General features: G+C 62.6%; 21 protein-coding genes and 2 tRNA genes. 13 read left to right on the forward strand and 10 right to left on the reverse strand.

The genetic code is table 11. The features are described from left to right. Positions 1-39: 39 nt before the first annotated feature. Positions 40-597 (reverse strand): AraC family transcriptional regulator, encoded by a 558-nt coding sequence (locus tag J4862_RS07010; RefSeq protein ID WP_211788410.1) that lies wholly within the window; start codon positions 595-597, stop codon positions 40-42. A 225-nt stretch (positions 598-822) separates the two neighbouring features. Here J4862_RS07010 and yihA point away from each other — a divergent pair, with 225 nt between their 5' ends. From yihA to J4862_RS07035, 5 genes are all read left to right on the forward strand, one after another. Next, positions 823-1422 carry a ribosome biogenesis GTP-binding protein YihA/YsxC gene (yihA, locus tag J4862_RS07015; RefSeq protein WP_211788411.1) on the forward strand — a complete coding sequence of 200 codons (600 nt, stop codon included), beginning with the start codon at positions 823-825 and terminating at the stop codon, positions 1420-1422. Between the two features lie 14 nt (positions 1423-1436). Next, entirely contained in the window at positions 1437-2480 is a 1044-nt protein-coding gene (gene galE / locus J4862_RS07020; RefSeq protein ID WP_211788412.1) for a UDP-glucose 4-epimerase GalE, read from the forward strand. A gap of 78 nt (positions 2481-2558) precedes the next feature. Beyond that, complete coding sequence (gene metG / locus J4862_RS07025) at positions 2559-4616, forward strand: methionine--tRNA ligase (RefSeq protein WP_211788413.1); 2058 nt, start codon at positions 2559-2561, stop codon at positions 4614-4616. A 5-nt stretch (positions 4617-4621) separates the two neighbouring features. Continuing rightward, positions 4622-6403: a bifunctional UDP-sugar hydrolase/5'-nucleotidase gene (locus tag J4862_RS07030; protein ID WP_211788414.1), complete on the forward strand. Its 1782-nt coding sequence runs from the start codon at positions 4622-4624 to the stop codon at positions 6401-6403. Between the two features lie 6 nt (positions 6404-6409). Beyond that, a complete protein-coding gene (locus tag J4862_RS07035; RefSeq protein ID WP_211788415.1) occupies positions 6410-7186 on the forward strand; it encodes a hypothetical protein in 777 nt (258 codons plus the stop codon). 854 nt (positions 7187-8040) lie between these two features. On the opposite strand, the gene J4862_RS07040 is transcribed toward J4862_RS07035, so the two are convergent. The 8 genes from J4862_RS07040 to J4862_RS07075 form a co-directional block, all read right to left on the reverse strand. Then, positions 8041-8598: an HD domain-containing protein gene (locus J4862_RS07040; RefSeq protein WP_211788416.1), complete on the reverse strand. Its 558-nt coding sequence runs from the start codon at positions 8596-8598 to the stop codon at positions 8041-8043. Between the two features lie 145 nt (positions 8599-8743). Continuing rightward, positions 8744-9184 (reverse strand): nucleoside deaminase, encoded by a 441-nt coding sequence (locus J4862_RS07045; protein WP_211788417.1) that lies wholly within the window; start codon positions 9182-9184, stop codon positions 8744-8746. Continuing rightward, entirely contained in the window at positions 9181-9390 is a 210-nt protein-coding gene (locus J4862_RS07050; protein WP_211788418.1) for a hypothetical protein, read from the reverse strand. Before J4862_RS07050 ends, J4862_RS07045 begins: the two co-directional genes overlap by 4 nt. Before the next feature lie 60 nt (positions 9391-9450). After that, positions 9451-10335, reverse strand: coding sequence for a diacylglycerol kinase family protein (locus tag J4862_RS07055; RefSeq protein ID WP_211788419.1), 885 nt, complete (start codon positions 10333-10335; stop codon positions 9451-9453). Continuing rightward, a complete protein-coding gene (queF, locus tag J4862_RS07060) occupies positions 10332-10805 on the reverse strand; it encodes a preQ(1) synthase (protein WP_211788420.1) in 474 nt (157 codons plus the stop codon). Before queF ends, J4862_RS07055 begins: the two co-directional genes overlap by 4 nt. Before the next feature lie 18 nt (positions 10806-10823). Continuing rightward, positions 10824-12302 (reverse strand): proline--tRNA ligase, encoded by a 1479-nt coding sequence (gene proS, locus J4862_RS07065; RefSeq protein WP_211788421.1) that lies wholly within the window; start codon positions 12300-12302, stop codon positions 10824-10826. A 193-nt stretch (positions 12303-12495) separates the two neighbouring features. Further along, positions 12496-12568, reverse strand: a tRNA-Phe gene (locus J4862_RS07070). Between the two features lie 24 nt (positions 12569-12592). Beyond that, a tRNA-Ser gene (locus J4862_RS07075) sits at positions 12593-12679 on the reverse strand. 913 nt (positions 12680-13592) lie between these two features. Between J4862_RS07075 and murC the strand changes: the two genes are divergently transcribed. From murC to J4862_RS07115, 8 genes are all read left to right on the forward strand, one after another. After that, complete coding sequence (gene murC, locus J4862_RS07080; protein WP_211788422.1) at positions 13593-14975, forward strand: UDP-N-acetylmuramate--L-alanine ligase; 1383 nt, start codon at positions 13593-13595, stop codon at positions 14973-14975. After that, complete coding sequence (locus tag J4862_RS07085) at positions 14972-16150, forward strand: cell division protein FtsQ/DivIB (protein ID WP_211788423.1); 1179 nt, start codon at positions 14972-14974, stop codon at positions 16148-16150. Before murC ends, J4862_RS07085 begins: the two co-directional genes overlap by 4 nt. 6 nt (positions 16151-16156) lie before the next feature. Next, positions 16157-17668 carry a cell division FtsA domain-containing protein gene (locus tag J4862_RS07090; protein WP_211788424.1) on the forward strand — a complete coding sequence of 504 codons (1512 nt, stop codon included), beginning with the start codon at positions 16157-16159 and terminating at the stop codon, positions 17666-17668. Between the two features lie 14 nt (positions 17669-17682). Further along, entirely contained in the window at positions 17683-19131 is a 1449-nt protein-coding gene (gene ftsZ, locus J4862_RS07095; protein ID WP_211788425.1) for a cell division protein FtsZ, read from the forward strand. Between the two features lie 56 nt (positions 19132-19187). Next, positions 19188-19622 (forward strand): BT0820 family HAD-type phosphatase, encoded by a 435-nt coding sequence (locus J4862_RS07100; protein WP_211788426.1) that lies wholly within the window; start codon positions 19188-19190, stop codon positions 19620-19622. 36 nt (positions 19623-19658) lie between these two features. Next, positions 19659-20156 carry a MoaF N-terminal domain-containing protein gene (locus J4862_RS07105; protein ID WP_211788427.1) on the forward strand — a complete coding sequence of 166 codons (498 nt, stop codon included), beginning with the start codon at positions 19659-19661 and terminating at the stop codon, positions 20154-20156. Between the two features lie 887 nt (positions 20157-21043). Then, positions 21044-21703: a hypothetical protein gene (locus J4862_RS07110; protein WP_211788428.1), complete on the forward strand. Its 660-nt coding sequence runs from the start codon at positions 21044-21046 to the stop codon at positions 21701-21703. Between the two features lie 43 nt (positions 21704-21746). After that, entirely contained in the window at positions 21747-22445 is a 699-nt protein-coding gene (locus J4862_RS07115; RefSeq protein WP_211788429.1) for a hypothetical protein, read from the forward strand. Between the two features lie 92 nt (positions 22446-22537). Here the strand turns inward: J4862_RS07115 and mutS are convergent, their stop codons facing one another. After that, entirely contained in the window at positions 22538-25201 is a 2664-nt protein-coding gene (gene mutS, locus J4862_RS07120; RefSeq protein ID WP_211788430.1) for a DNA mismatch repair protein MutS, read from the reverse strand. Between the last annotated feature and the right edge of the window lie 5 nt (positions 25202-25206).

The raw sequence follows: 25206 nt of genomic DNA on the forward strand, positions 1-25206 counted from the left end.
GGCGAGCTGAGCTGCGCCTTACGATATTCGGGAGAATACTTACACCTCATCCAGCGGCCTACGCGGGGCGGCACGCAGCTCACGGAAGGCTCGGGGCGACATGCCCGTGATACGCTTGAACTGGCTACTGAGGTAGGCCGCACTGGAGTAGCCCATGCGGTAGGCGATCTCGCTGATGGAGAGTTCGTCGTAGACGATGAGCTCCTTGACCCGCTCGATACGCTGGAGGATGTAGTAGTGCTCGATGGTGATGCCCTCGACCTCGGAGAAGAGCTTGGAGAGGGCACTGTAGTCCGAGGCGAGACGCTCGCTGAGGTAGCTGGAGAGGCGTAGGGCGGGCAGCCCCTCGGGGCGCTGCACCAGCTCGATGATGGCGGTCTTGATCCGCTCCACGAGGCGACTGCGGCGGTCACCGAGCAGCTCGAAGCCCAGCGCCCCGAGGGCCTCCCCGAGCGCCTCGAGCTGCTCGGGGCTCAGCTCCTCCTCGGGCTCGGCCTGCCCTAGGCTCAGGCTACGCAGCGCTATACCCTGCTGGCGGAAGACCTCCTCCACGGCCCACAGGCAGCGCCGACAGACCATATTCTTGATCGTAATCATAGGTTTATCTAGCTTAGGAGCCCCACACGGGCTCTCCTCAAAGGTAGGCATTCCTCGCTCCACAGCCCCAGCGCAGAGGCCGCGCGGCTGACCTTCGCCCCGCCGCTACACCATAGTATATAGGCGCGCGTACGAGAGGAGGCTAGGGTGCGCGCCAAGGCATCCCGCTCCTATATAGCGGCAATGACGTATCTTTGTCCCAAAGGAATAGCACCCCCGATAGCAATGATCATCAAGAGCGCCACCTTCGTCATCAGCAACAGCCAGGTACGTAAGTGCCCCGACAGTCGCCTGCCCGAATATGCCTTCATCGGGCGGTCCAACGTCGGGAAGTCCTCCCTCATCAACATGCTCACGGGGAAGAAAGGCCTCGCGATGACCTCGCAGAAGCCGGGGAAGACCCAGCTCATCAATCACTTCCTCATCAATGAGGCTTGGCATCTAGTGGACCTCCCCGGCTACGGCTATGCACGCCTCAGCAAGGACGGCCGCGAGGGCCTGAAGCGCATGATCGAGGACTACGTGCTGGAGCGCGAGCAGCTCGTCTCGCTCTTCGTCCTGCTGGACTGCCGCCACGAGCCGCAGAAGATCGACCTCGAGTTCGTCTCCTGGCTCGGCGAGCACGGCGTACCCTTCGCCCTGGTCTTCACCAAGACCGACAAGCTGAGCAAGGGTAGGCTGGCAGCCAATGTGGAGGTCTACAAGGCAAAGCTCCTCGAGCAGTGGGAGGAGCTGCCTCCCCTCTTCGTCACCTCCAGCGAGGAGCGCCTCGGACGCGAGGAGCTGCTGGACTACATCGATAGCATCAACCATACATTACAATAATAGCACACAGTACTATGGCAACTAAAGGAACGATCCTCGTCACCGGCGGGACGGGCTACATCGGCTCACACACCAGCGTGGAGCTCATCCAGGCTGGCTACGAAGTCGTCAGCATAGATAACCTCTCCAACTCCAGCGCCGACGTCCTCGACGGTATCGAAGCCATTACGGGCGTACGCCCCACCTTCTACGAGGCTGACTGCAACGATGCCGAGGCGATGGAGCGCATCTTCTCGGCGCACCCCAGCATCCAGGGCGTCATCCACTTCGCTGCCAGCAAGGCCGTAGGCGAGTCCGTACAGAAGCCGCTACTCTACTACCGCAATAACCTCCTCTCGCTGATCGTCCTCCTGGAGACCATGCAGCGCCACGGCACGCGCGGGATCGTCTTCTCCAGCTCCTGCACGGTCTACGGACAGCCCTCGCCCGAGCACCTGCCCGTCACCGAGGACGCCCCCATCCAGGAGGCCCTCTCGCCCTATGGCAACACCAAGCAGATCAACGAGGAGATCCTGCGCGACGTCGTCTACGCTGGCGCCCCCTACAAGGTCGTACGCCTGCGCTACTTCAACCCCATCGGCGCCCATCCTAGCGCGCTCATCGGTGAGCTCCCCAACGGCGTCCCCCAGAACCTCATCCCCTACCTCACCCAGACGGCAGCAGGCATCCGCCAGGAGCTGAGCGTCTTCGGCGACGACTACAGCACGCCCGACGGCAGCTGCATCCGTGACTACATCAACGTAGTAGACCTGGCGAAGGCCCACGTCTGTGCCGTAGAGCGCATCCTCGACGACAGCAAGGGCAGCGAGCGCCTGGAGACCTTCAACATCGGTACGGGGCGCGGCGTCAGCGTCCTGGAGCTGATCCGCACCTTCGAGGCCGTGACGGGCGTCAAGGTACCACACAAGATCGTAGGCCGCCGCGAGGGCGACATCGAGCAGGTGTGGGCCGACCCCAAGCACGCCAATACCGTCCTCGGCTGGGAGGCCAAGGAGACCCTAGGCGATACGCTGCGCTCGGCATGGGCCTGGCAGCTGCGCCTGGCAGAGAAGAAGTAATAGCCTAACGAACGCATGGACACACGTGGGGATAGGGATGACCTGTCCTCACGTGTGCCGTGTATAGATATACGATAGATGGACAATAAGAAGAACTATAAGCGTACCCTCATCACCGCGGCCCTACCCTATGCCAACGGCCCCGTACACATCGGGCACCTCGCAGGGGTCTACATCCCTGCCGACATCTACGCCCGCTACCTCAGGCTCAAGGGCGAGGAGGTGCTCTTCGTCTCCGGCAGTGACGAGCACGGCGTGCCCGTGACGATCAAGGCCAAGAAGGAGGGCGTCAGTCCGCAGGACGTCGTAGACCGCTACGACGGCATCATCCGCGACTCCTTCGCCCGCTTCGGGATGACCTTCGACATCTACGGCCGCACCACCAGTGCCATGCACCGCGACCATGCCTCGGCCTTCTTCCGCAAGCTCTACGACAAGGGCGAGTTCATCGAGGAGGAGAGCGAGCAGTACTACGACCCCGAGGCGCAGCAGTTCCTCGCCGACCGCTACATCACGGGGACTTGCCCCCGCTGCCAGAACGAGCACGCCTACGGTGACCAGTGCGAGCGCTGCGGCTCCACGCTGAGCCCCACCGACCTCATCCAGCCCCGCAGTGCCATCTCGGGAGCCACGCCCGAGCTACGCAAGACCCGCCACTGGTACCTGCCGCTCGACCGGCATGAGGCCTTCCTCAAGGAGTGGATCCTCGAGGGGCACAAGGAGTGGAAGAGCAATGTCTACGGCCAGTGCAAGAGCTGGCTGGACGGCGGCCTACAGCCTCGCGCCGTGAGCCGCGACCTCGACTGGGGCATCCCCGTGCCCGTAGAGGGCGCCGAGGGCAAGGTGCTCTACGTGTGGTTCGACGCGCCCATCGGCTATATCTCCAATACCAAGGAGCTGCTGCCCGAGAGCTGGGAGCAGTGGTGGAAGGATGAGGACACGCGCCTGCTGCACTTCATCGGAAAGGACAACATCGTCTTCCACTGCATCGTTTTCCCCGCTATGCTCCGTGCTGAGGGCAGCTACATCCTGCCGGAGAACGTCCCTGCCAACGAGTTCCTCAACCTCGAGGGGGACAAGATCTCCACGAGTCGCAACTGGGCCGTCTGGCTCAACGAGTACCTCGACGAGCTGCCCGGTAAGGAGGACGTCCTGCGCTACGTGCTGACGGCCAACGCCCCCGAGACGAAGGACAACGACTTCACCTGGCGCGACTACCAGGCACGCAACAACAACGAGCTCGTAGCCGTCTTCGGTAACTTCGTCAACCGCGCCCTGGTGCTGACCGACAAGTACTTCGGCGGCAAGGTCCCTGCCCGCGGGGCGCTCACCGACTTCGACCGCGAGACACTCCAAGGCCTCTCCGAGGTACGCCAGGCTATAGAGCGCGAGCTGGACAGCTTCCACTTCCGCGAGGCGCTCAAGGAGGCCATGAACCTGGCCCGCCTAGGGAATAAGTACCTGGCGGACACCGAGCCCTGGAAGCTAGCCAAGACCGACATGGAGCGCGTAGCGACCATCCTCAACATCTCGCTGCAGATCACAGCGAACCTCGTCACGGCCTTCGCCCCCTTCCTCCCCCACAGCAGCGCCAAGCTCCGCGAGATGCTCCAGATCGAGCAGCCCAAGTGGGCCGAGCTCGGCAGCAGCGAGCTCCTCTCCGTCGGGCACCAGCTGGGGCAGGCTAGCCTCCTCTTCGAGAAGATCGAGGACGCCGTCATCGAGGCACAGATCGCCAAGCTGCAGGCCGCCAAGGAGGCCAACGCCGCCGCCGAGGCCGCTGCTACGCCCGCTCCCACGGTAGCCGAGGACATCAGCTTCGACGACTTCACCAAGCTCGACCTCCGCGTAGGTACCGTACTGGAGTGCACCAAGGTACCGAAGGCGGACAAGCTCCTGCAGTTCCGCATCGACGACGGTCTCGGTGGTCGCACCATCGTCTCGGGTATCGCCCAGTACTACGCTCCCGAGGAGCTAGTAGGCCGTCAGGTGTGCTTCATCGCCAATCTCCCCCCACGCAAGCTACGTGGCATCGAGTCCCAGGGCATGATCCTCTCCACCGAGGACTATACGACGGGGCAGCTGCGCCTCGTCACGCCCGCCGAGCTCGTCGCCCCTGGTAGCCCCATCAAGTAAGTGCTATGATCAAGATCCTCCGTAGCCTCCTCCCCCTCGTCTGCCTCCTCAGCGTCCTCTCCTGGGGCGCTGAGGCCGCGGCCCAGGGACGCCGCGCCAGCGGCACCAAGCCCAGCGTGCACCAGCTGCGCATCATCCACACGACCGACATCCACGGCAACGTCTACCCCTACGACTTCCTCAACGACCGCCCCGGCACGGGCAGCATGGCGCGCCTCTCGACCGTCATGCAGCAGGTGCGCCGCGAGTCGCCCGAGGCCCTGCTGCTGGATGCGGGCGACCTCCTGCAGGGCGAGCCCCCCGCCTACTACTACAACTACGTAGACAGCGTGACGCCTCACCTCATCGCCACCTCGATGAACTACCTGCGCTATGACGCCGTAGCGATGGGCAACCACGACATCGAGCCCGGGCATCAGGTCTTCGATCGCTGGGGGCGCGAGTGCAAGTTCCCCCTTCTCGGTGCCAACATCATCTCGGATCGGACGGGCAAGCCTTACTTCAAGCCCTACCAGATCTTCGAGCGCTCGGGCCTACGTATCGCCGTCCTCGGCTTCACCACGCCCGCCATCCCGCAGTGGGTACCCGAGCATCTGTGGAAGGGCCTGCACTTCGACGACATCCTCGTCTCGGCACGCTACTGGATCCCGCGCATCCAGCAGTCCGAGCACCCTGACCTCCTCGTCGTGCTGATGCACTCGGGGCTGGAGAATGACAATCCCGACTACCTCGAGAACGCAGGCCGCGCCCTCGGCGAAGGTGTCCCAGGCATCGACCTCCTGCTCGTCGGGCACGACCACCGCAAGGAGCTGACCTGGCTCCGCCCCAAGGGCAGTAGCCGCGACTCCGTCCACCTGATCAACCCTGCCAACCACCTCGACCGCGTCTCCGACATCCAGATCACCGTGCGCAAGCAGGGCGGCAAGGTCATCGCCAAGGAGCTCCGCCCCAGCTTCATCTCCCTCGAGGGCGTAGCCCCAGACCCTGCCTTCCTCGAGGCCTTCGCCCGTGAGGAGCGCGCCGTCAAGGACTACCTCGCCAGCGAAGTCGGTACGCTGGAGGCCGAGGTACGTGGCGTCGATGCCCTCTTCGGCACCTCACCCTACATGGACATCATCCACCGCATGCAGCTGGAGACCGTCCAGGCGGAGATCTCCTTCGCCGCCCCGCTCAAGCCAAGCGCCGTGCTGCCTGCGGGTAAGGTCTACATGCGCGACCTGTTCAAGTTCTGCCCCTTCTCCAACTACCTCTACGCCATGGAGCTGACGGGGCGCGAGATCAAGGGCTACCTCGAGCACTCCTACGCGGGCTGGGCTGCAGAGATGCATTCGGCCGAAGACCACCTCATCCGTCTACGCCCTGGGGCGAAGGAGGACGACCGCTACAAGACAGCCGTCCCGACCTTCAACTACAGCGCCGCCCAGGGCATCGACTACCTCGTCGACCTCACCAAGCCCGAGGGGCAGCGCGTGACCATACTTAGGCTGACGGGGCACAGCGAGCCCTTCGACCTCGAGCGCCGCTACCGTGTGGCGGTGAACTCCTACCGTGCGGGCGGTGCGGGCGGCATGCTCACCACGGGCGCTGGCATCCCCAAGGAGGAGCTGCCGAAGCGTATCGTCTACGCCACCTCCCACGACCAGGTCTACCACCTAGCGGAGTTCTTCCGCCGCCACCGCAGCGTACGCCCCGTGAATCCCGAGAACTGGAAGTTCCTCCCCGAGGCTTGGGCTAAGGAGGCTGCCGTGCGTGACCGCCGCTTCCTCTTCCCCCGCGAGCAGCGCTAGCGAGCTATGGCGCTGCTGCTCGGGCTGATTCTCCTGATCCTCCTGCTGCTGGTGCGGCAGCTCGGGACAAGACTAAGCGCGCAGCGCGCCCTACGCCAAGAGATCCTATCCCTGAAGCACAGCCAGGCGGCTGAGGCTTCGGGGATAGTTCGTTTTGTAGAGCAGGAGCTCGCTGCTCCACAGCCCCGCTCGGGGGAGGCCTGCTACCTCGTACTGGACACCGAGGCCATGGAGCTGATCGACGAGGTGGAGGCGGAGACGGGCTTCGTCTCCCCTCTCTTCGCCCTTGGCTGGCAGCTGCTGGACGCGACGGGTCATTGCCTCCGTGAGGAGAGCTACATGCTCCAGCAGCAGGGCGAGCGAAGCGAGGCGCTTCGCCAGCTGCAGCAGGTCTCCGAGCTCTGCTACCGAGCCGAAGCCCTTGCCCCAAGTGAGGCTCTACAGCGGCTCACCGAGGTACTGCAGCCGCAGCTCACACTCGTGGGGCACCACCTGGCCTACCACCTACGCCAGCTCCAGAGCGAAGCTGAGCGGCAGGGCATCCCACTCCCCCTCATCGCCCAGCTGCCGCAGCGCTGCCTCATGCAGGAGGGGCTACGCATGGGCTTCAAGCGCGGCTACGGCGACAGCCCGCTTTACCCTTCGGCCGAGGAACTCTTCCGCTACCTGCACCACCTCGGCAGCGAGCCGCCCCTTCCCCCGCTACGCAAGGCGCTGCGTGACCTTCGGCTAAGCGCCTCCTCCCTGCGCGTCCTCCTCGGCTGGGAGCAGACCAGCGACTAAAGCTCGCCGCCGAGCTCCTCCCCCAAGCATATACCTCGATTAGCCAAAGAAAAGCGGCCGTACAAGCCCCTGCGGGGCGATCCGCTCAAAGCCCAGGGTGCGTAGCCCTGCAAGGGCGACCAAACCCTGGGTAAAAGCATACCAAATACGCAACGAGCCCTACAGGGGCGATCCTCAGGATGATCAAGCAAGAAGTCTGCATCGTGCGACTACGATGCTACGAAGGTCCTGAGGGTCGCCCCTGTAGGGCTCTGTTCCTTATACCTCTACCTACCCAGGGTTTGGTCGCCCTTGCAGGGCTACGCACCCTGGGCTTTGAATGGGTTGCCCCGCTGGGGCTTATTCTATTCGGCTAAGCAAGCCAGCAGTAAAGGCAAACTAAGCTCGTCCATCCTTCCGGGGCTGAGGCCAAAGGATGCTGCTCCTTTACTTAGATTAGAGATGAGAACTCCGTTCGGACAATAGGGCGAGGACAGCCAAGCCAAGCCGAGATATAAGGTAACCCAGCAGGAAAGGCAGACTAAGCTCCTTCCACCCCTATGGCTGACCCCAAAGCGACGACAGCTCATCCAAGGCTGGATATAAGGGGAGACGCTCCCGAGAGCTATCCATCAGCGAGCTGAGGGACGGCAGTCAGCCATCCGAAGGGCATCCGTCACGGCGCTGAGGGATATCCCTCACGGAGGGTCAGATGAGGCTGTCGCCTTGCTGTGCTTCCGCTTGGCCGCGCCTCACGAGCTGAGAGGAGCGCTTCCTCGAGCCCAAGACACAAAAAGCCCATCGGGGCGCGCTGCAGGTAGGATGCTACCTGCGGCGCGCCCCGATGGGCTTTTCTGTTAAGGGAGACGGAGACGCTAGACGATGAAGTCCAGCCCCGCACCAAATCGCTCGTGCAGCGCGTCGAAGCGCTCCAGCGCTGCTTCGCCGTGCTTGGCAAAGCCCTTGCGTACCTTCTCCAGGCTCTTCTGCTGCCCGAGCTTGGTCTTGGAGAAGAACTTGTCCGCATAGCAGATCAGCTGCTCCTCCAGCGTCTCGGGCATATAGCAGCCCTCAGGTAAGGGCAGCTCGTGGGCGGCGATCTCCTCGCGGGTCAGGCCGCTGCCCGTATGGCGCTCGGCGACGCGGGCGTGGCGCGGCAGGCCGAGCGAGCGCAGCAGTTCGGCCCCGAGGTAGCCGTGGAGCAGATAGGGTGCCTCCCCCGTGCAATGGATACCTGGGGCGTCGGTGAGGTAGACGCCGATGTCGTGGAGCATCGCCGCCTCGGCGACGAAGGTTCGGTCGAGGCTTAGCTCGGGATGGGCGTCCACCAGGCGCAGCGCCAGCTGGGTGACGTCCTCACTATGGCGGCGCAGGATCTCCTCCTGCTCCGTGCCCGGAGTATAATAGCGGTGGATGAGCTCTAGGGTATTCATACGTATGCGTGAGGGCTTAGGTCTAGGGGGTGAGGGGAAAGGGCAGGAGCGCGCGCTCGCTAAGGGACGAAGCTCTGGGCAGGGCTGCGGGGAGCTTCGGCGCGGATGACTGTGGGGTGTAGGGCGGGACTTCTCCCACCCACCGCTAGCGACGGGCACGGAAGAAGGATTGCATCAGGGCGCGCGCCTCCTCGGCGAGCACTCCGCCGCGTACTTTCGTAGCGCGGGGGAAGATCTCGGGGGCATAGCGCTGGTAGCCGAACTTCTCCTCACTCGCCCCATAGATGACCTCCCCGAGGCGTGCCCAGTGCAGGGCGCCCGCGCACATCGTGCAGGGCTCGATCGTCACATAGAGGCGGCAGTCCCCGAGGAACTTGCTCCTCATATACTGCGTGGCGGCCGTCACCGCCAGCACCTCGGCATGAGCCGTCGGGTCGCTGAGGCGCTCGACCTCATTATGCGCCCGAGCGATGACGCGGCCATCACAGACGACGACCGCCCCGATGGGGATCTCGCCCGATTCATAGGCCAGCTGCGCCTCCTCGAGCGCTAGGCGCATGTAGCGCTCATCCTCCTGCTGGCTCATCGCATCTCCTCCTCGGTAAAGAGCGTCGGGGCGTGGAGCATGTGCTCGTGGAAGATCTCCTTCATCAGCGTCAGGCGCACCCACTCCGAGCGGCAGGCGACCTTACGCTCACGGCAATGGTCCTGTATGGCCTTGTACTCCCGCTCGTTGAGCAGGACGGTCAGGCTGCGGGTGCGGCGCAGCCGCTCTTTCTTCGGGGGACGCATGATGAGGAGGGAACGAAGGGGGAAGGAAAGGGAAAGGGGTACGGGGAAGGGGCGAGGCGGCTAGGACTGCTGCGGTAGGAGCACCTGAAGGGCGAGCGGCAGCACCTCGACCTCGAGGGTAGCGCCCAGCTCGAAGGGCTCCCCGTCGAGATGTACGGGGCCCGCCGCACCGCGCTCGATACGGACGCGGCGAGCGCGCAGCGTCTCGTAGTGCTTGTTGCCCTCGAGGCGGCCCAGCATGAGGTCACCGAGCACGACGGCGGCCTCCAGGACGGGGAAGGGGCGTATGATCGCTAGATCTATGAGCCCATCCGACAGGTCAGCCGCGGGAGCGATGTAGGCATTATTGCCATACTGCGAGGCATTGGCCAGGACGAGGACGAAGGCCTCCGTCTCGAAAGGCTCGCCCTCATCGAGGGTCACACGGTAGCTGTCGGGGCTGAAGCTACGGTACTCTGAGACCATCGTCTGTAGGTAGGTCATCGGCCCACGCTTGTCCGCCTCGGCGAAGCTCCAGCTCACGGCAGCGTCGAAGCCCATCCCGCAGGTGCAGAAGAAGGGACGATCCCCCACCTGGCAGGCATCGATGCCGGCACGCTGCGCCCCTACGAGGGCGGAGATCGCTTGCTCGGCATTCATCGGGATGCCCAGCGTGCGCGCCAGCCCGTTGCCCGAGCCCTTGGGGATGATCCCTAGGGCTGTGGAGCTATGCAGCAGGCCGCGTGCAACCTCATTGACCGTACCGTCTCCACCGACGGCGATGACGTGGTCGTAGCCCTCAGCAGCGGCACGGCGTGCCAGCTCCTCGGCATGCCCCGCCTCCCGAGTGTAGGTGAAGAAAAGCTCAAAGGGCGTGTCCTGATAGGCACGCCCTAGGAGCTCGGGGACGGAGCGCTTGGAGCCCGTCCCCGATATAGGATTGATGATCGCCAGTGCGCGCTTCATCGCACGGGATGTGTAGCGAGGCGCTGGGCAGCCAGCTCCTCATACTTCGTCCCTGGCCTACCGTAGTTGCAGTAGGGCAGGATGCTGATGCCGCCGCGGGGCGTGAAGTCCCCCACGATCTCGATGTACCGAGGGTCCATGAGCTTGATGAGGTCCTTCATGATGATGTTCACACAGTCCTCGTGGAATGCGCCGTGGTTGCGGAAGCTGAAGAGGTAAAGCTTGAGGCTCTTGCTCTCCACCATACGCACGTCTGGGATGTAGTTGACGTAGATCGTCGCGTAGTCGGGCTGACCGGTGATGGGACAGAGACTGGTGAACTCGGGGCAGTGGAAGCGCACCCAGTAGTCATTCTCCTGATGCTTGTTGGTGAAGGCCTCGAGGACCTCTGGGGCGTAGTCCTGGCTATAGACCGTGGTCTTGGAGCCGAGGAGCGAGAGTTCGTTCTCGCCGTCACGTATGCTGGCCATAGGATAGGGGCTAGGGGGTTAATAAGCTCGTGCGAAGAGGACGCGCTGCTTGGAGGGCTTGCCCGTGACCATGCAGACGCCGGGGGTCTTGTCGCCCTCAAGTGGGATGCAGCGGATGGTTGCCTTGGTCTCGGCCTTGATGCGCTCCTCGGTCTCAGGCGTGCCGTCCCAGTGGGCGAGGATGAAGCCACCCTCCTCGATCTTCTCCTTGAACTCCTCGTAGCTGTCCACCTTGATGGTATGGGACTCGCGGTAGTCGAGGGCCTTCTGGTAGATGTTGTGCTGGATATCCTCGAGCAGCTGGGCGATGTAGTCGGCGATGCCTTCGAGGGCGTGTGTCTCCTTGGTGAGGGTGTCACGGCGCGCTACCTCGACGGTGCCCTGCTCTAGGTCACGAGCGCCGAGGGCTAGGCGTACGGGTACGCCCTTGAGCTCGTACTCGGAGAACTTCCACCCGGGCTTCTTATTGTCAGCATCGTCGTACTTGACACGTATGCCCTTGGCCTTGAGCTCGGAGAGCAAGGGCTGGATGTGCGCCGTGATCTCGTCGCGCTGCTCGAGGCTCTTATATATAGGTACGATGACGACCTGATGCGGGGCGAGCTTGGGTGGCAGGACGAGTCCGTTGTCGTCCGAGTGCGCCATGATGAGTGCGCCCATCAGACGCGTCGAGACGCCCCAGGAGGTAGCCCAGACGAGCTCCTGCTTACCCTCCTTGGTCGTGAAGGTCACGTCGAAGGCCTTGGCGAAGTTCTGCCCGAGGAAGTGCGAGGTACCGCTCTGCAGCGCCTTGCCATCCTGCATCAGCGCCTCGATGGTATAGGTCTCGACAGCCCCAGCGAAGCGCTCGTTGGCACTCTTGACCCCTACGTGCACGGGTACGGCGAGGAAGTCACGGGCGAAGTCTGCATAGACGTTGACCATACGGATCGCCTCTTCCTCCGCCTCCTCACGCGTGGCATGCGCCGTATGCCCCTCCTGCCAGAGGAACTCGGCGGTACGGAGGAAGAGGCGCGTACGCATCTCCCAGCGCACGACGTTCGCCCACTGATTGCAGAGGATAGGCAGGTCGCGATAGGACTGGATCCAGCCCTTGTAGGTATTCCAGATGATGGTCTCGGAGGTGGGGCGTACGATCAGCTCCTCCTCCAGCTTGGCCTCGGGATCGACGACGACCCCACCGTCGGGGCTCGTCTTGAGGCGGTAGTGGGTGACGACCGCGCACTCCTTAGCGAAGCCCTCGACGTGGTCGGCCTCGCGGCTGAGGAAGCTCTTGGGGATGAAGAGAGGGAAGTAGGCGTTGTAGTGCCCCGTCTCCTTGAACATATCATCGAGCTGGCGCTGCATGCGCTCCCAGATCGCATAGCCGTAGGGCTTGATGACCATGCAGCCACGTACGGCGCTGCTCTCGGCTAGGTCGGCCTTGATGACGAGATCTTGATACCACTGCGAGTAGTCGACGCTACGCGAGGTGAGTTCTTTGAGTTCTTTTGCCATTATCGGTATTGATGCCTTGTATCGCTATTATCTTGAGGGACAAAGGTACGACTTTTCGGGGAGGCCTAGCGTGCTAGGGTGCTGCAGCGAGCCTCGGGGGAGGGAGGCGAAGGGCGGCTAGGGCTGCGGCCTCAGCGTGCTCCCAGCCTCAGCAAAGCAAAAGGGCAAGCGTCGTGAGACACTTGCCCTTCTGTGGTGCCACCAGGAATCGAACCGGGGACACAAGGATTTTCAGTCCTTTGCTCTACCAACTGAGCTATGGCACCTTGTAATTCTTAGCCTTCGTTGAGCGGAAGCGACGAGATTCGAACTCGTGGTACGGTTGCCCGTACGGCAGTTTAGCAAACTGCTGGTTTCAGCCACTCACCCACACTTCCATCGCATTCTGCTGCTGAATTGCACTGCAAAGATAATACGCTTTTTCGACTTATGCAAATACTTTGCTCTTAGCCTACCGACGGCCCCGCTAGTCGAGCACCCTCCCCTAACTCCGAGTAGTCCCCACCTAGGCACAAGCGAAGCCCTAATCGGTAAGCCTCGCCAAGGCGCGCAGCGTGACCACACAGTCCCAAGACCAAGCTACAATACCCCACCCCAAGCCTATAAGCCTTCCCCTCTTCGCGCGCGTACATTATTAAATAGACTCTTTGAGGAAGAGACCTACCTGTATGAGGCAATGACCTTAGACAAGGCGGAGGGCAGCACAAGCAAAGGCGGAGCTAGTCCCCCAGCTAAGGGGCCCCGAGCTCCGAGCAAGGGGGCGGGAAAGGGAGAGCTAAGGGGGAGCGGGATTTATTATATTATATTTCGTCGTCCCCCTTATCTCTCAGCGCGCTGAGGGATAAAGGGGACAGCCGATTATTATATTACTTTCCTCGGGCGGACTTGGGTCGCAGCGCGGGCGGCCTTGGCTGGGAGCTTCGTCTGAGGAAGATTGCGGCGCGGGGAGGCTTCCTTCGCAGCTCTACCCGAGGAGGGGCACGGGGTAGGCGAACTTCCTTAGCAATCCTACCGCAAGAGGGCTGCGGCTGCGTCCCAACTTAGCCACTAGTCCTCCCCTAGGCTGCAGGCGAAGCACACAGACTTAGGGCTGGAGTATGGGCGCCTTAGACCGTCATAAAGTTTTGAGACGAGGGAGGACGAAGGGACGACTGGAGGGAGGACAAGGCTAGCTCAAAAGGGAGGGCAGAAGGCAGGGACTAGGGAGGGCGGAGCGCTCGGGCGAAGGTCCCCACGCTCCTGCCTATAACTTTTGTATCTTTGTATAAATAAGGAAAAGTAGTACTGCGTATGAACTTATATTTTATCGGTATAGGAGGAATAGGGATGAGCAACCTCGCCCGCTACTTCCTCAGCAAGGGCGACGCCATCGCCGGCTACGACTTGACCCCCTCACCGCTCACAGCAGCCCTCGAGCAGGAGGGCGCGGCCATACACTACGAGGACAGCGTGGAGCTGATCCCCGAGGCTTGGCGCGGGCCGGACACCCTCGTCGTCTACACCCCAGCCATACCGCAGGATCATAGCGAGCTATGCTACTACCGCGCCCAGGGCAACCGCGTGATCAAGCGCGCCGAGCTACTGGGCGAGCTCACCCGCCGCGAGCGCGGGCTCTGCGTCGCGGGCACGCATGGCAAGACGACGACCTCCACCATGCTGGCGCACCTGCTGCACCAGAGCCACGTAGGCTGTCACGCCTTCCTCGGCGGCATCTCCAACAACTACCGCACCAACCTCCTGATCAGCGATCACAGCGACTACGCCGTGATCGAGGCCGATGAGTATGACCGCTCCTTCCATCACCTAGCGCCCTACATGGCCATCGTGACCTCGGCCGACCCCGATCACCTGGACATCTACCATACGCCTGAGGCCTACCGCGAGAGCTTCGAGCACTTCACCAGCCTCATCGACCCCGAGGGCGCGCTGGTGATGCGTCAGGGCATCGCGCTGACGCCCCGTCTACAGCCCGGGACACGCCTCTACCGCTACGGCAGCGTCAGTGAGCGCGTGGACTTCGGCTACGACGACGTCGAGATCACCGAGGGGCGCCTCTTCTTCGACTGGCATTACCCGGCCCTCGAAGGGCGTGCGGGCGGCGTCCTGCGCGTAGAGCTCGGCGTGCCCCTCCTAGTCAATGTGGAGAACGCCGTGGCGGCGCTGGCCGTGGCCTACCTCTGTGGCGCTAGCCTCAAGGAGCTCACGGAGGCCATCGCCTCCTTCCAGGGCGTGTACCGCCGTTTCGATCGCGTGGTCAATACGCCCCGCTGCGTGCTCATCGACGACTACGCCCACCACCCTGGGGAGCTCGATCCCAGCATCCGCTCGGTACGTCAGCTCTACCCCGACAGGCGCATCCTCGGCATCTTCCAGCCGCACCTCTATAGCCGTACGCAGGACTTCTACCGTGAGTTCGCCCACAGCCTCGACCAGCTGGACGAGGTGATCCTGCTGGATATCTACCCCGCCCGCGAGCGTCCCATAGAGGGCGTCACGAGCCAGCTGATCGCCCAGGCGATGAAGCGCCCCCCGCTGGCCGTCCTACCCAAGACGGAGCTGCTGCCCTTCCTCGAGGCGCGCGGCATCCTACCCGAGGTCACGCTGATGGTCGGCGCGGGTGATATAGACCGCCTGGTCCCCCAGGTAGCCCACTGGCTAGAGCAGCAGCTATGAAGCGCGCTTGGATACAGAATATACTCATCGCGCTGCTGGCAGTCGTCCTACTGGGGGCGCTCGTCTACTTCGTCCTCAACCCCGGACGTAGCATCTCGAGCGAAGCCTGCCGCAACATCGTCGTCGAGGTCTCCAGCCGCGGCTCGAGCAGCCCACGCTTCCTCACCCAGCAGCAGGTCATCGACGAGCTGAGCCGTCGGGGCCTCCGGCTTAAGGGGCAGAAGCTCGACTCCATCGACCTCAGGCGCATCGAGCGCAGCCTCACCGAGCTGGGGATCTACGACAAGGTCTCGGCCTACGTCGCCCCCGCCACGCACTCGGTCAAGATCCATCTCGAGGAGAAGAACCCCTACTTCCTCGTCATCGACGACCGAGGAGCGAGCTACTACGTCACCGAGGGGCGCGGCATCATCAAGGGCTCGACGCACTTCGCCTCCTACCTCCCGCTCGTGACGGGCACCCTCAGCGAGCAGTACGCCAGGCAGGAGGTCTATGACCTCTTCTGCACGCTCCAGGCCGACAGCTACTACCGCGACTACTACGGCCAGCTGCAGGTATCGCCCCAGCGCGGCATCGTGATGATCCCCCGCGTAGGCACCACAGAGCTCATCCTCGGCAAGGGCGGCAACTGGGCCGAGAAGCTGCGCAAGTGGCGTATCTTCGCCGCGAGCGTCCTCCCCCGCCGTGGGATGAACGCCTTCAGCTACGTCAAGCTCGACTACGAGGGACAGGTGGTGGCCGCCGAGCGCTACCCCGCCCTAGAGGAGGAGCTGGACGAGGAAGGCGAGCGCCGTAGCCCGAGCGTCTCCCCTCAGCAGCCTAGAGCCGCCGCCTCCCCCCAGGCCGTAGCACCCGCTCCCCACAAGGCAGAGCCTAAGAAGGCCGAAGTCAAGAAGGCCGAGCCGCACAAGGCGGAGCCCAAGAAGGAGGCAAAGAAAGAAGCGAAAAAGGAGCCCCGCAAGGAGCCGAAGAAGGACGCCAAGCCCGAGCGCAAGAAGGACTCCGCACCCAAGCAGCAGGCCGCCAAGGCCGAGCCCCGCAAGGCCGAGCCCAAGAAGAGCCCCGCCGCAGCGCCCGCCAAGAAGGCCCCGAGTAAGGAGCCCAAGAAGCCCTCGGCAGAACCCCACCCCAAGCACAGCAAGCAGAAGCCCACAGCAAAGCAACCCAAGCACTAAGACGATATGAACGAAGGAAGAGAAGATATCTTTGTCGTGATCAATATCGGGAGCAGCTGGCTCTCCGGTATCCTAGCGCGCAAGCACAGCGATGGCCGTGTACGCCCTATCCACGCCTGCCGCGTCCCCGCCGCTGGCGCGATACGTCAGGGCTGTATCCACAATATGGACGCTGCCGCACGCTACATCACTCAGATCGTCGACGAGCTGACGAGCCACCTCTCCGACGACGCCTCCATCCAGGGCGTCTACGTCGGGCTCGACTGCCGCAGCATGCACTCCGAGACCTTCACCGCCTCGCTCCAGCTGGGCTCCGAGCCCCGCGAGATCAAGCAGGCCGACCTCGAGGCCCTACGCGAGCAGGTAGACCAGGCTCACTACGAGGGGCAGCGTATCCTCGCCATCACCGACCCGCGCTACCTCGTGGACGGCCGCCGCGAGCACACCCCCCGCGGCGTCATGGGTCGCCGCATCGAGGCTCAGTACAAGGTCATCGTCGTGCGGCAGAACATCCTGGCACACATCGAGGAGCTCATCGCACGCCTCGAGCTCCAGCTGCTGGGCACCCTCCCCGCACCGCTCGTCGAGGCGCGCGCTACCCTCACCACCGAGGAGAGTGCTCTGGGCTGTGCCTACATCAACATGGGCGGAGGCACCACCTCCATCGCCATCTACAAGGAGCGCCTCCTGCAGGGGCTCTTCATCATCCCCTTAGGCGGGCAGTGCGTCACACGTGACCTCACAAGCCTCCCCACCCCGCTGCTGGAGAAGGACGCCGAGCTGCTGAAGATCAGCGAAGGCTCTATGGATACCTCTATCCCTCGCGGGGAGATCGTCGAGCGCATGAGTCCAGAGAGCGGCAAGGCTATCCGTATCGACCGCCTGGAGCTCAATCGCTTCGTCGACGCCCGTGTGCGGGAGCTGCTGTGGAACTGTGTCCACCTCATCCACGAGTCGGGCAACGAGGCCAACGTATCACGCGGGCTGGTCTTCGCAGGCGGCGTCACGCGCACGCGCTTCTTCTATGAGACGCTCGAGCAGCTCAACTTCGAGTACCGCCGCGGCACGCTCCGCCGTGAGGTCTACGACGAGCGTCTGGAGCTGCAGCCAGAGGGCGCGACAGGCGGCATCAACTACCTCGGCGACTACATGTCCGAGCTGGCGCTGGCGTGGTGGGCGCAGAAGTCGGGCGTCAGCTACCAGCTGCGCGACCTCGACACCTTCATGCAGGACGAGCCCGAGCCCACCCCTGCCGCCACGACGCAGTACGCAGCCCCTGTCGAGGAGCCACAGCGTGCAGCCGACGACTTTACCTTCGAGCCGCTCGACCAGAAGTTGAGCAACTACCTCGAGGAGGCCGAGGAGCAGGAAGAGACCGAGGAGCGCACGGGCAAGAAGGGCGGCAGCACCTCGCAGTGGCTCTCCAACGTATGGGGCAAGCTAACTAAGGCCCTTGCCCCCGAGGAGCACCCAGAGGACGACGACGAGGATGAGGACGACGGTGAGATCCACCGCTAGCAGCGAGCCGAGGTATGACAGAACGTGGTAGCATAGACTTTATGTACGAAGAGAATACAATCCCCCAGCTGATCAAGGTCGTAGGCGTAGGCGGGGGCGGTGGTAACGCCGTGAGCATGATGCACAGCCAGGGCGCTGTGCGTGGGGTATCCTTCCTGGTGTGCAATACCGATAGGCAGGCCTTCTCCAACAATAGTGTAGAGCATCGAGTGCTACTCGGGCCCAACCGCACCCGCGGGCTCGGCGCGGGCAACCGCCCCGAGGTAGCGCGTGAGGCAGCTGAGGAGAGCGTCGAGGAGATCCGCAGCGCGATGATGGGCGACGATACGCGTATGGTCTTCATCACCGCGGGCATGGGCGGCGGCACCGGTACCGGGGCAGCTCCCGTCGTAGGGCGCGTCGCCATGGAGGCAGGGCTCCTGACGGTGGGCATCGTCACCATCCCCTTCCTCTTCGAGGGCAAGCAGAAGATCCTACAGGCCCTGCGCGGCGTCGACGAGATGCGCAAGCACGTGGACGCCCTCCTGGTGATCAACAACGAGCGCCTACTGGAGGTCTACCCCAATCTCGAGCTCGACAAGGCCTTCGAGATGGCCGATAACACCCTGAGCTGGGCGGCGCGCGGTATCTCCGACATCGTCAACATCGCGGGGAAGATGAACCTTGACTTCGCCGACGTCGAGGAGACGCTCAAGGCTGGGGGCGTGGCCGTCATCAATACGGGTATGGCCTCGGGCACGGGGCGCATCGCCCGCGCCATCGAGGAGGCCCTACGCTCACCGCTGCTGAACAATAAGAATGTCCACCTGGCGAATAAGCTCCTGCTGAACGTCTACCAGAGCAGCAGCAGCCCCCTCAGCACGGGTGAGCTCCAGGAGGTACGTCTCTTCACCGAGCGCTTCAGTGATCAGGTGCGCGTCATCTGGGGCTATGCCACACGTGACGACCTAGGGGATCAGGTGGCCGTGACCATCCTGGCCTCGGGCTTCGACTACAATGAGGATGACTACAACGACTTCGTGAGCAAGACCGACAGCCATAGCTTCGAGGCTGCCGACGCTGCCAAGCGACAGAAGGAGGAGGACAAGCGCATCGCCGAGATCTATGGCAAGAAGGCGGTCTCCAACCGTCAGGCAGCTCCCCTCTACCTACGTCTTGCGGAGCTAGACGACGAGGACCTCATCCTCATCCTTGAGGAGCAGTCGCCGCTCAAGCGCGACCGCACCATCTTCGACCGCAAGCGCACAGAGCAGGACGAGCTTCGTCCTGTGCGCATCGCTACGCAGAGTAGCGACACGCTCGCCGCTGCCGCCTGGCAGCCACAGAGCGTCTACAGCTCGATCTCAGAGGCCGAGGCCCAGGATCGACCCTCGGCATCCGCCGTGCCCAGCGAGGCCGTGCGTGATGCCCAGCCCCAGGAGCAGCCTGCCGAGGACGACGAGTCCCAGGTCATCCGCTTCTAGGGGGCTCAGCAGCAGACAGGTAATCGTACCCTCCCTTTTATTCACATCTACCGTATATGATCATCGCTGTGGACTTCGATGGCACCATTGTACGCCATCGCTATCCCAAGATTGGGGAAGAGATCCCCTTTGCCACCTCTACCCTGCGCATGCTGATCCAGGATAGGCACCGCCTTATCCTCTGGACGGTGCGCGAAGGCGAGCTGCTCGACGAGGCAGTCGAGTGGTGCCGTGCCCGAGGCGTGGAGTTCTACGCCATCAACCGTGACTTCCCCGAGGAGGACAGCTCGGGGGAGGGCTATTCGCGCAAGCTCAAGGCCGATCTCTTCATTGATGACCGCAGCTTCGGCGGTCTCCCCGACTGGGGTACTATCTACCACCGCATCAGCGAAGGCAAGGCTCTGGAGGCCGACTGGGGGCTCCTGACCAGCGGGGAGGTGACGGAGCGCGAGCGCCCTGGCTTCTTCGCCCGCCTCTTCGGTGCGAAGTAGTCCGCCTTGTATTCATCTACTATTTAGATTCAGGCTATGCGACGACTCTTCTCGAGCTTAGCTCTGGCCCTTGGGCTCTGCGCCTGTCACTCCCCCACGGGGACGAGTACAGAGCAGCAGCCTACCGCCGAGCCAGGGCCCACGCCCACAGACACCGTGGCCGCTGAGCCCCCACAGAGCAGTGATACGACGCTCGTGGGGAAGCGCCTACACTTCTCCTTCGAAGGGAATAGCTCCGTCGTGGAGTACCTCTCGGACCGTCACCTGCACTGGCTCTCGCGGGACTCTGTCCACGGCGAGAAGGAGGGCGAGGATAGGTACCATGCGCAGCATATCGAGCCGCATGTCTTCTTCGTCAACTGGGTGGAGGCCGATGGGACGACCATCAGCCAGGTGCTTGACCTCAAGGCGCGCACCTGCCAGGCCTTCATCAACTCCAACGTCTACGCACGCAATCGCCGCGGACGCGAGACAGTGATCCTCTCGGGCCGCATCACCAAGGTCGAGGACGCCACCCACGTCCTCCTCGAGTAGCCCGACGAAGGGCTCATCCTAACGACACGTTCGCCCCCAGCAGTACGCTAGCGTATTGCTGGGGGCGAACGCATTAGGGTAGGCAGGGCGAGCAGCGATGAGCAGCCTCAGCGCTAGCTGTGCGAAGGAGGTACACCCGCTAGCAGAAGGCCCCTCGACCGAATGCACAGCATGCTCATTATCACGTAGCGACACAGCCCCTCCGCCGAGGGCTTCTTCACCTAGGTAGGTCAGCCTGCTCTGCTCGGAGCTGAGGACGCTGCCCCACCTAGGTGAGCGTGCTCAGCATCGTACACACGAGAGGAGCACACCGATAGGGAGGGGAGCGGATACCCAGCGGCATGTATGCCCTAGGAGCGATGTACATCCTTATCCAGCAGAAAGATTAACTTTGTGACATACTACTACGCAACTAGGGCGGAGGCACATAGAGCCCCCGCCCACTAAGGAGCTACACAGCTATGAAAGGCAAGGACATCGCTACAGGGCGCGCTCGAGCCGAGGAGCTTGAGTCGCTGCACGCAGCCCGCACCACGAGTATGGGGGACGACAGGGGCTCAGAGAGCAATCCCCTAAGCCTGGAAGAGTTTCGCCAAATACGGATGCAAGGAGACTTCGCCCCTTATTGGGTCAAGGTTGGCAAGCAGGTCTACTTCGCCCCTTATGGAGGAGAAAGAGGCTATACATTTGGGAACACAGCCCCCTCTCGCGACTACGCCCAAGTGCAACTGAACAGTCGGCTCATAGACAAGACCGATATAGGAGTCACTTCCTCCCTACTACAGGAGCTCACCCACGCACGCCAAGTATGTCCATTCATTGAGCATGGCATCAGGCAGTGTCAGAAGGATCATTGAGCGCTACAATATTTAAAGTCGCTTCCAGAGATGATGCAAGCTAAACACATCCTTGCGCTCGGCGCGATGCTGGCGCCTTGCGGTAACGCGCTCGGGCAGATACGTCTTGGCGAAATGGAGCGGGGACACAGACTAATCCCCGACACGGTGTACGAGGAATATCTGAAGACGCCTGTCCCTCTGCCTGTCGGGCCTATAGGCTACATCAAGCTAGGGAAGATCGTACCCGACGAAACAAAAGTGCGCCCTAGAGACTACCCCGTATGGGCAAGATATGATGAAACTCAAAAGTACCTACAGGATAGCGCTAAGCTCATCAAGTACTCCTGTCAGAGTCGCTTTTGCTATATTCCACGGTGCTGGCATATCAACGCGACAAAAGATGACTGGTACTACCTCTACTACAAGTATCCTGCTGTAGAGATTAGCGCCGAGGAGTACAAGGCGCTACGCTTCATCCCCATGAAGCAGATCGACAAGTTCCTTAAGCCCTATCGTCTACCTCGACCGAGGCACCCCAATGGGAAATTAATCTATGGTATCGGCGAGCTGTACCGCTATCAGCACCCCAACCTCTACGCCGTAGAGTACGAGCCCAAGGAGCAGCGCTACTACAAGTACCGCATCGTCCTCGTCATCTATATTGACACCATGCATCCCAACGCGGCGCGCCTACGCTTCGAGGAATAGCAACGACTTCTCCAATGGAAATCCCTATAATAAGAGAAAAGCTATGCAAGCTAAACACCTCCTTGCGCTCGGCGCAATGCTGACGACTTGCGCTAGCGCACTCGGGCAAATACGTCTTGGCGAAATGGAGCGGGGACGCCTCCTAAGCCTCGACACGGTGTACGAGGAATATGTGCAGACGCCTGTCCCTCTGCCTGTCGGGCCTATAGGCTACATCAAGATAGGGAAGATCGTACCCGACGAAACAAAAGTGCGCCCTAGAGACTACCCCGTATGGACAAAATGGAAAGTTACCTCAAGATTCCTACAGGATAGTATTAAATACTCCTGTGACAATCAATTCGTCTACTATCCTAGATACTGGGGTGCTTACGAGGAGAAGGATGAGCGGTACTACCTCTTCTACAAGTATCCTGCTGTAGAGATTAGCGCCGAGGAGTACAAGGCGCTACGCTTCGTCCCCATGAAGCAGATCGACAAGTTCCTTAAGCCCTATCGTCGACCTCGACCGAGGCACCCCAATGGGAAGTTAATCTATGGTATCGGAGAGCTGTACCGCTATCAGCACCCCAACCTCTACGCCGTGGAGTACGAGCCCAAGGAGCAGCGCTACTATAAGTACCGCATCGTGCTCGTCATCTACATTGACACCAAGCATCCCGACGCGGCACGCCTACGCTTCGAGTGTGGGTTCTTCCAGCAGGAAATGAAACACTATAGGCCCCAAAAGCTAAAGCGATAGCCCCCAAAAGCGATAGCCCCCAAGTCCGTCAGTGTGCGGACTTGGGGGCTATCGCTTTAGCTTTCTAAGGCGTAGAGCAGTTATGCTGGAGGCTACTTGGGGACCTTGAGCAAGGACTGGATCTCGCTGAGCTTATTGAGGGCCTCCAGCGGCGTCAGCTGCTCGATCTTGACCTCCAGCAGACGGTCGCGGATGTCGGAGAGCACAGGATCGTCGAGCTGGAAGAAGCTCATCTGCACGCCTTCGACGCGGGCAGCGGTGGTGCTGGCAGCAGGCTGTGGTGCCTTGGCGCGCTTCACCCGCACCTCGGCCCCTAGCCCCGTCTCCTCGTGGATGTGCGCCGTCTCCAGCTGCTCGAGGATCTCGCTAGCGCGCTCGGTAATACACTGCGGCATCCCCCCGAGGCGGGCGACCTGGATCCCGAAGCTGTGCTCACTGCCCCCAGGAACGAGCTTACGGAGGAAGAGCATCTTGCCCTCGATCTCGCGCGCCGAGACGTTGAAGTTCTTGACGCGCTCGAGACGTTCCTCCAGATCGTTGAGCTCGTGGTAGTGCGTGGCGAAGAGCGTCTTGGGTCGGCCGACAGGGTTGTCGTGCAGATACTCGATGATGGCCCAGGCTATAGAGATACCGTCGTAGGTGCTGGTACCACGGCCGAGCTCGTCGAAGAGGATGAGGCTGCGGTCGGTCAGACCATTGAGGATGCTCGCCGCCTCCTGCATCTCGACCATAAAGGTGGACTCGCCGCGGGAGATGTTGTCCGAGGCTCCGACGCGGGTGAAGATACCATCCACGATACCTATGTGTGCGGCCTCAGCGGGGACGAAGCTACCGATCTGCGCCAGCAGCGTGATGAGTGCCGTCTGCCGTAGCAGGGCAGACTTACCGCTCATATTGGGCCCCGTGATGACCATGATCTGCGTCTGCTGCTGGTCGAGCAGGACGTCATTGGGGACGTAGCTCTGCCCGAAGGGGAGCTGCTCCTCGATGACGGGGTGACGCCCCGCACGGATGTCGATGCGCGTCCCCTCGTCCACGACGGGGCAGACGTAGCGGTGCGTGACGGCCGTCTCCGCCAGGGCCGTGAGGCAGTCCAGGCGCGCCAGCTGCTGCGCGTCCTGCTGCAGGGGCTGGATGTAGCGGGCGATGCGCTGCAGTAGCGCCGTATAGAGCTGCGCCTCGAGGCTGGAGATCTTGTCCTCCGCCCCTAGGATCTTCTCCTCGTACTCCTTGAGCTCGGGGAAGATGTAGCGCTCGCCCGAGGTCAGCGTCTGCTTGCGCGTCCAGTCCTCGGGAACCTTGTCGCGGTGCGTATTGCGTACCTCGATGTAGTAGCCGAAGACATTATTATAGGCCACCTTGAGCGAAGGAATGCCCGTGCGCTCACTCTCGCGCTGCTGCAGCTCCAGCAGGTACTCCTTGCCGTGGGAGGAGAGGCAGCGCAGCTCGTCGAGCTCGGGGGAGATACCTGGGGCGATGACCTCACCGCGGCCAAGGGCTGCGGGGGGCTCGGCCGTCAGCGTGCGCTCGAGGTCAGCACGCAGCTCGGGGCAGGGGTCGATAGCCTCGGTCAGCGCCACGAGCTCAGGGCAAGGGACGAGGCTAGTGAGGCTACGCAGCTGCTCGCAGGTGGCGAGCGTCGTGGCCAGCATACGCGCCTCACGGGGGGAGATACGCCCGACGGCGACCTTGGCCGTCAGGCGCTCGAGGTCGCCGATGCCGCGCAGCAGCTCGGCGATGCTACGCCGTAGCTCGGCCTCATGGTAGAGCTGCGAGACGACGCGCTGCCGCTGCTGGATCGCGCTGAGCTCCAGCAGGGGGAAGGACAGCCAGCGGCGCAGCATACGCCCGCCCATGGGGGTCTGCGTCGCATCGAGGACCTCGAGGAGGCTCTTGCCCTCCTGGCGATTCATCGGCTGCAGGATCTCGAGGCTGCGGAAGGTAAAGCTATCCAGGCGCATGGTCTCCAGGCGCTCGATGCTCCTGAGCGTGGTGAGGTGCCCCAGCTCGGTGTGGCTCGTCAGCTCGAGGTAATTGAGGATGGCGCCCGCAGCGGCTATGGAGCGCGGCTTGTGCTCGAGGCCGAGCCCCTTGAGGCTCTGCAGGCCGAACTGCTGCTGGAGCTTGCGCCTATTGTTCTCCAGGGCGAAGGTCCAGTCCTCCACCTCGTAGACGAAGCCACGGTAGCTGAAGTGCTGGTCGAGCAGCGCGCGGTAGCGTCGGTCGACCAGCACCTCCTTGGGCTGGTAGGAGGAGAGGAGCTTGTCGAGGTAGTCGGCGCGCCCCTCCGAGACGAAGTACTCGCCCGTCGAGATGTCCAGCAGCGAGAGCGCGCCCTCGGCCTCGGGCTCGAGGTAGAGCGCCGCCAGATAGTTGTTCTCCTTATTTTTCAGCACATTGTCCCCGAGCACGACGCCTGGGGTGACGAGCTCGGTGATACCGCGCTTGACGAGCTTCTTGGTCAGCTTGGGGTCCTCCAGCTGGTCGCAGATGGCTACGCGGCGGCCAGCGCGCACCAGCTTCGGCAGGTAGCTGTCGAGGGCATGGTGGGGGAAGCCCGCCAGCTCGACGTACATCGCAGCGCCATTGGCACGGCGCGTCAGCGTAATGCCGAGGATCTCGGCCGCGGCGATGGCATCGTCGCTGAAGGTCTCGTAGAAGTCCCCCACACGGAAGAGGAGGATCGCGTCGGGGTGCTTGCTCTTGATCTCCTGATACTGCTTCATCAAGGGCGTCTCAGCGATTTTCTTGGCCATAGTCG

Source organism: Porphyromonas sp. oral taxon 275 (assembly GCF_018127745.1).
In the GTDB taxonomy this organism is placed as follows: Bacteria; Bacteroidota; Bacteroidia; order Bacteroidales; family Porphyromonadaceae; genus Porphyromonas.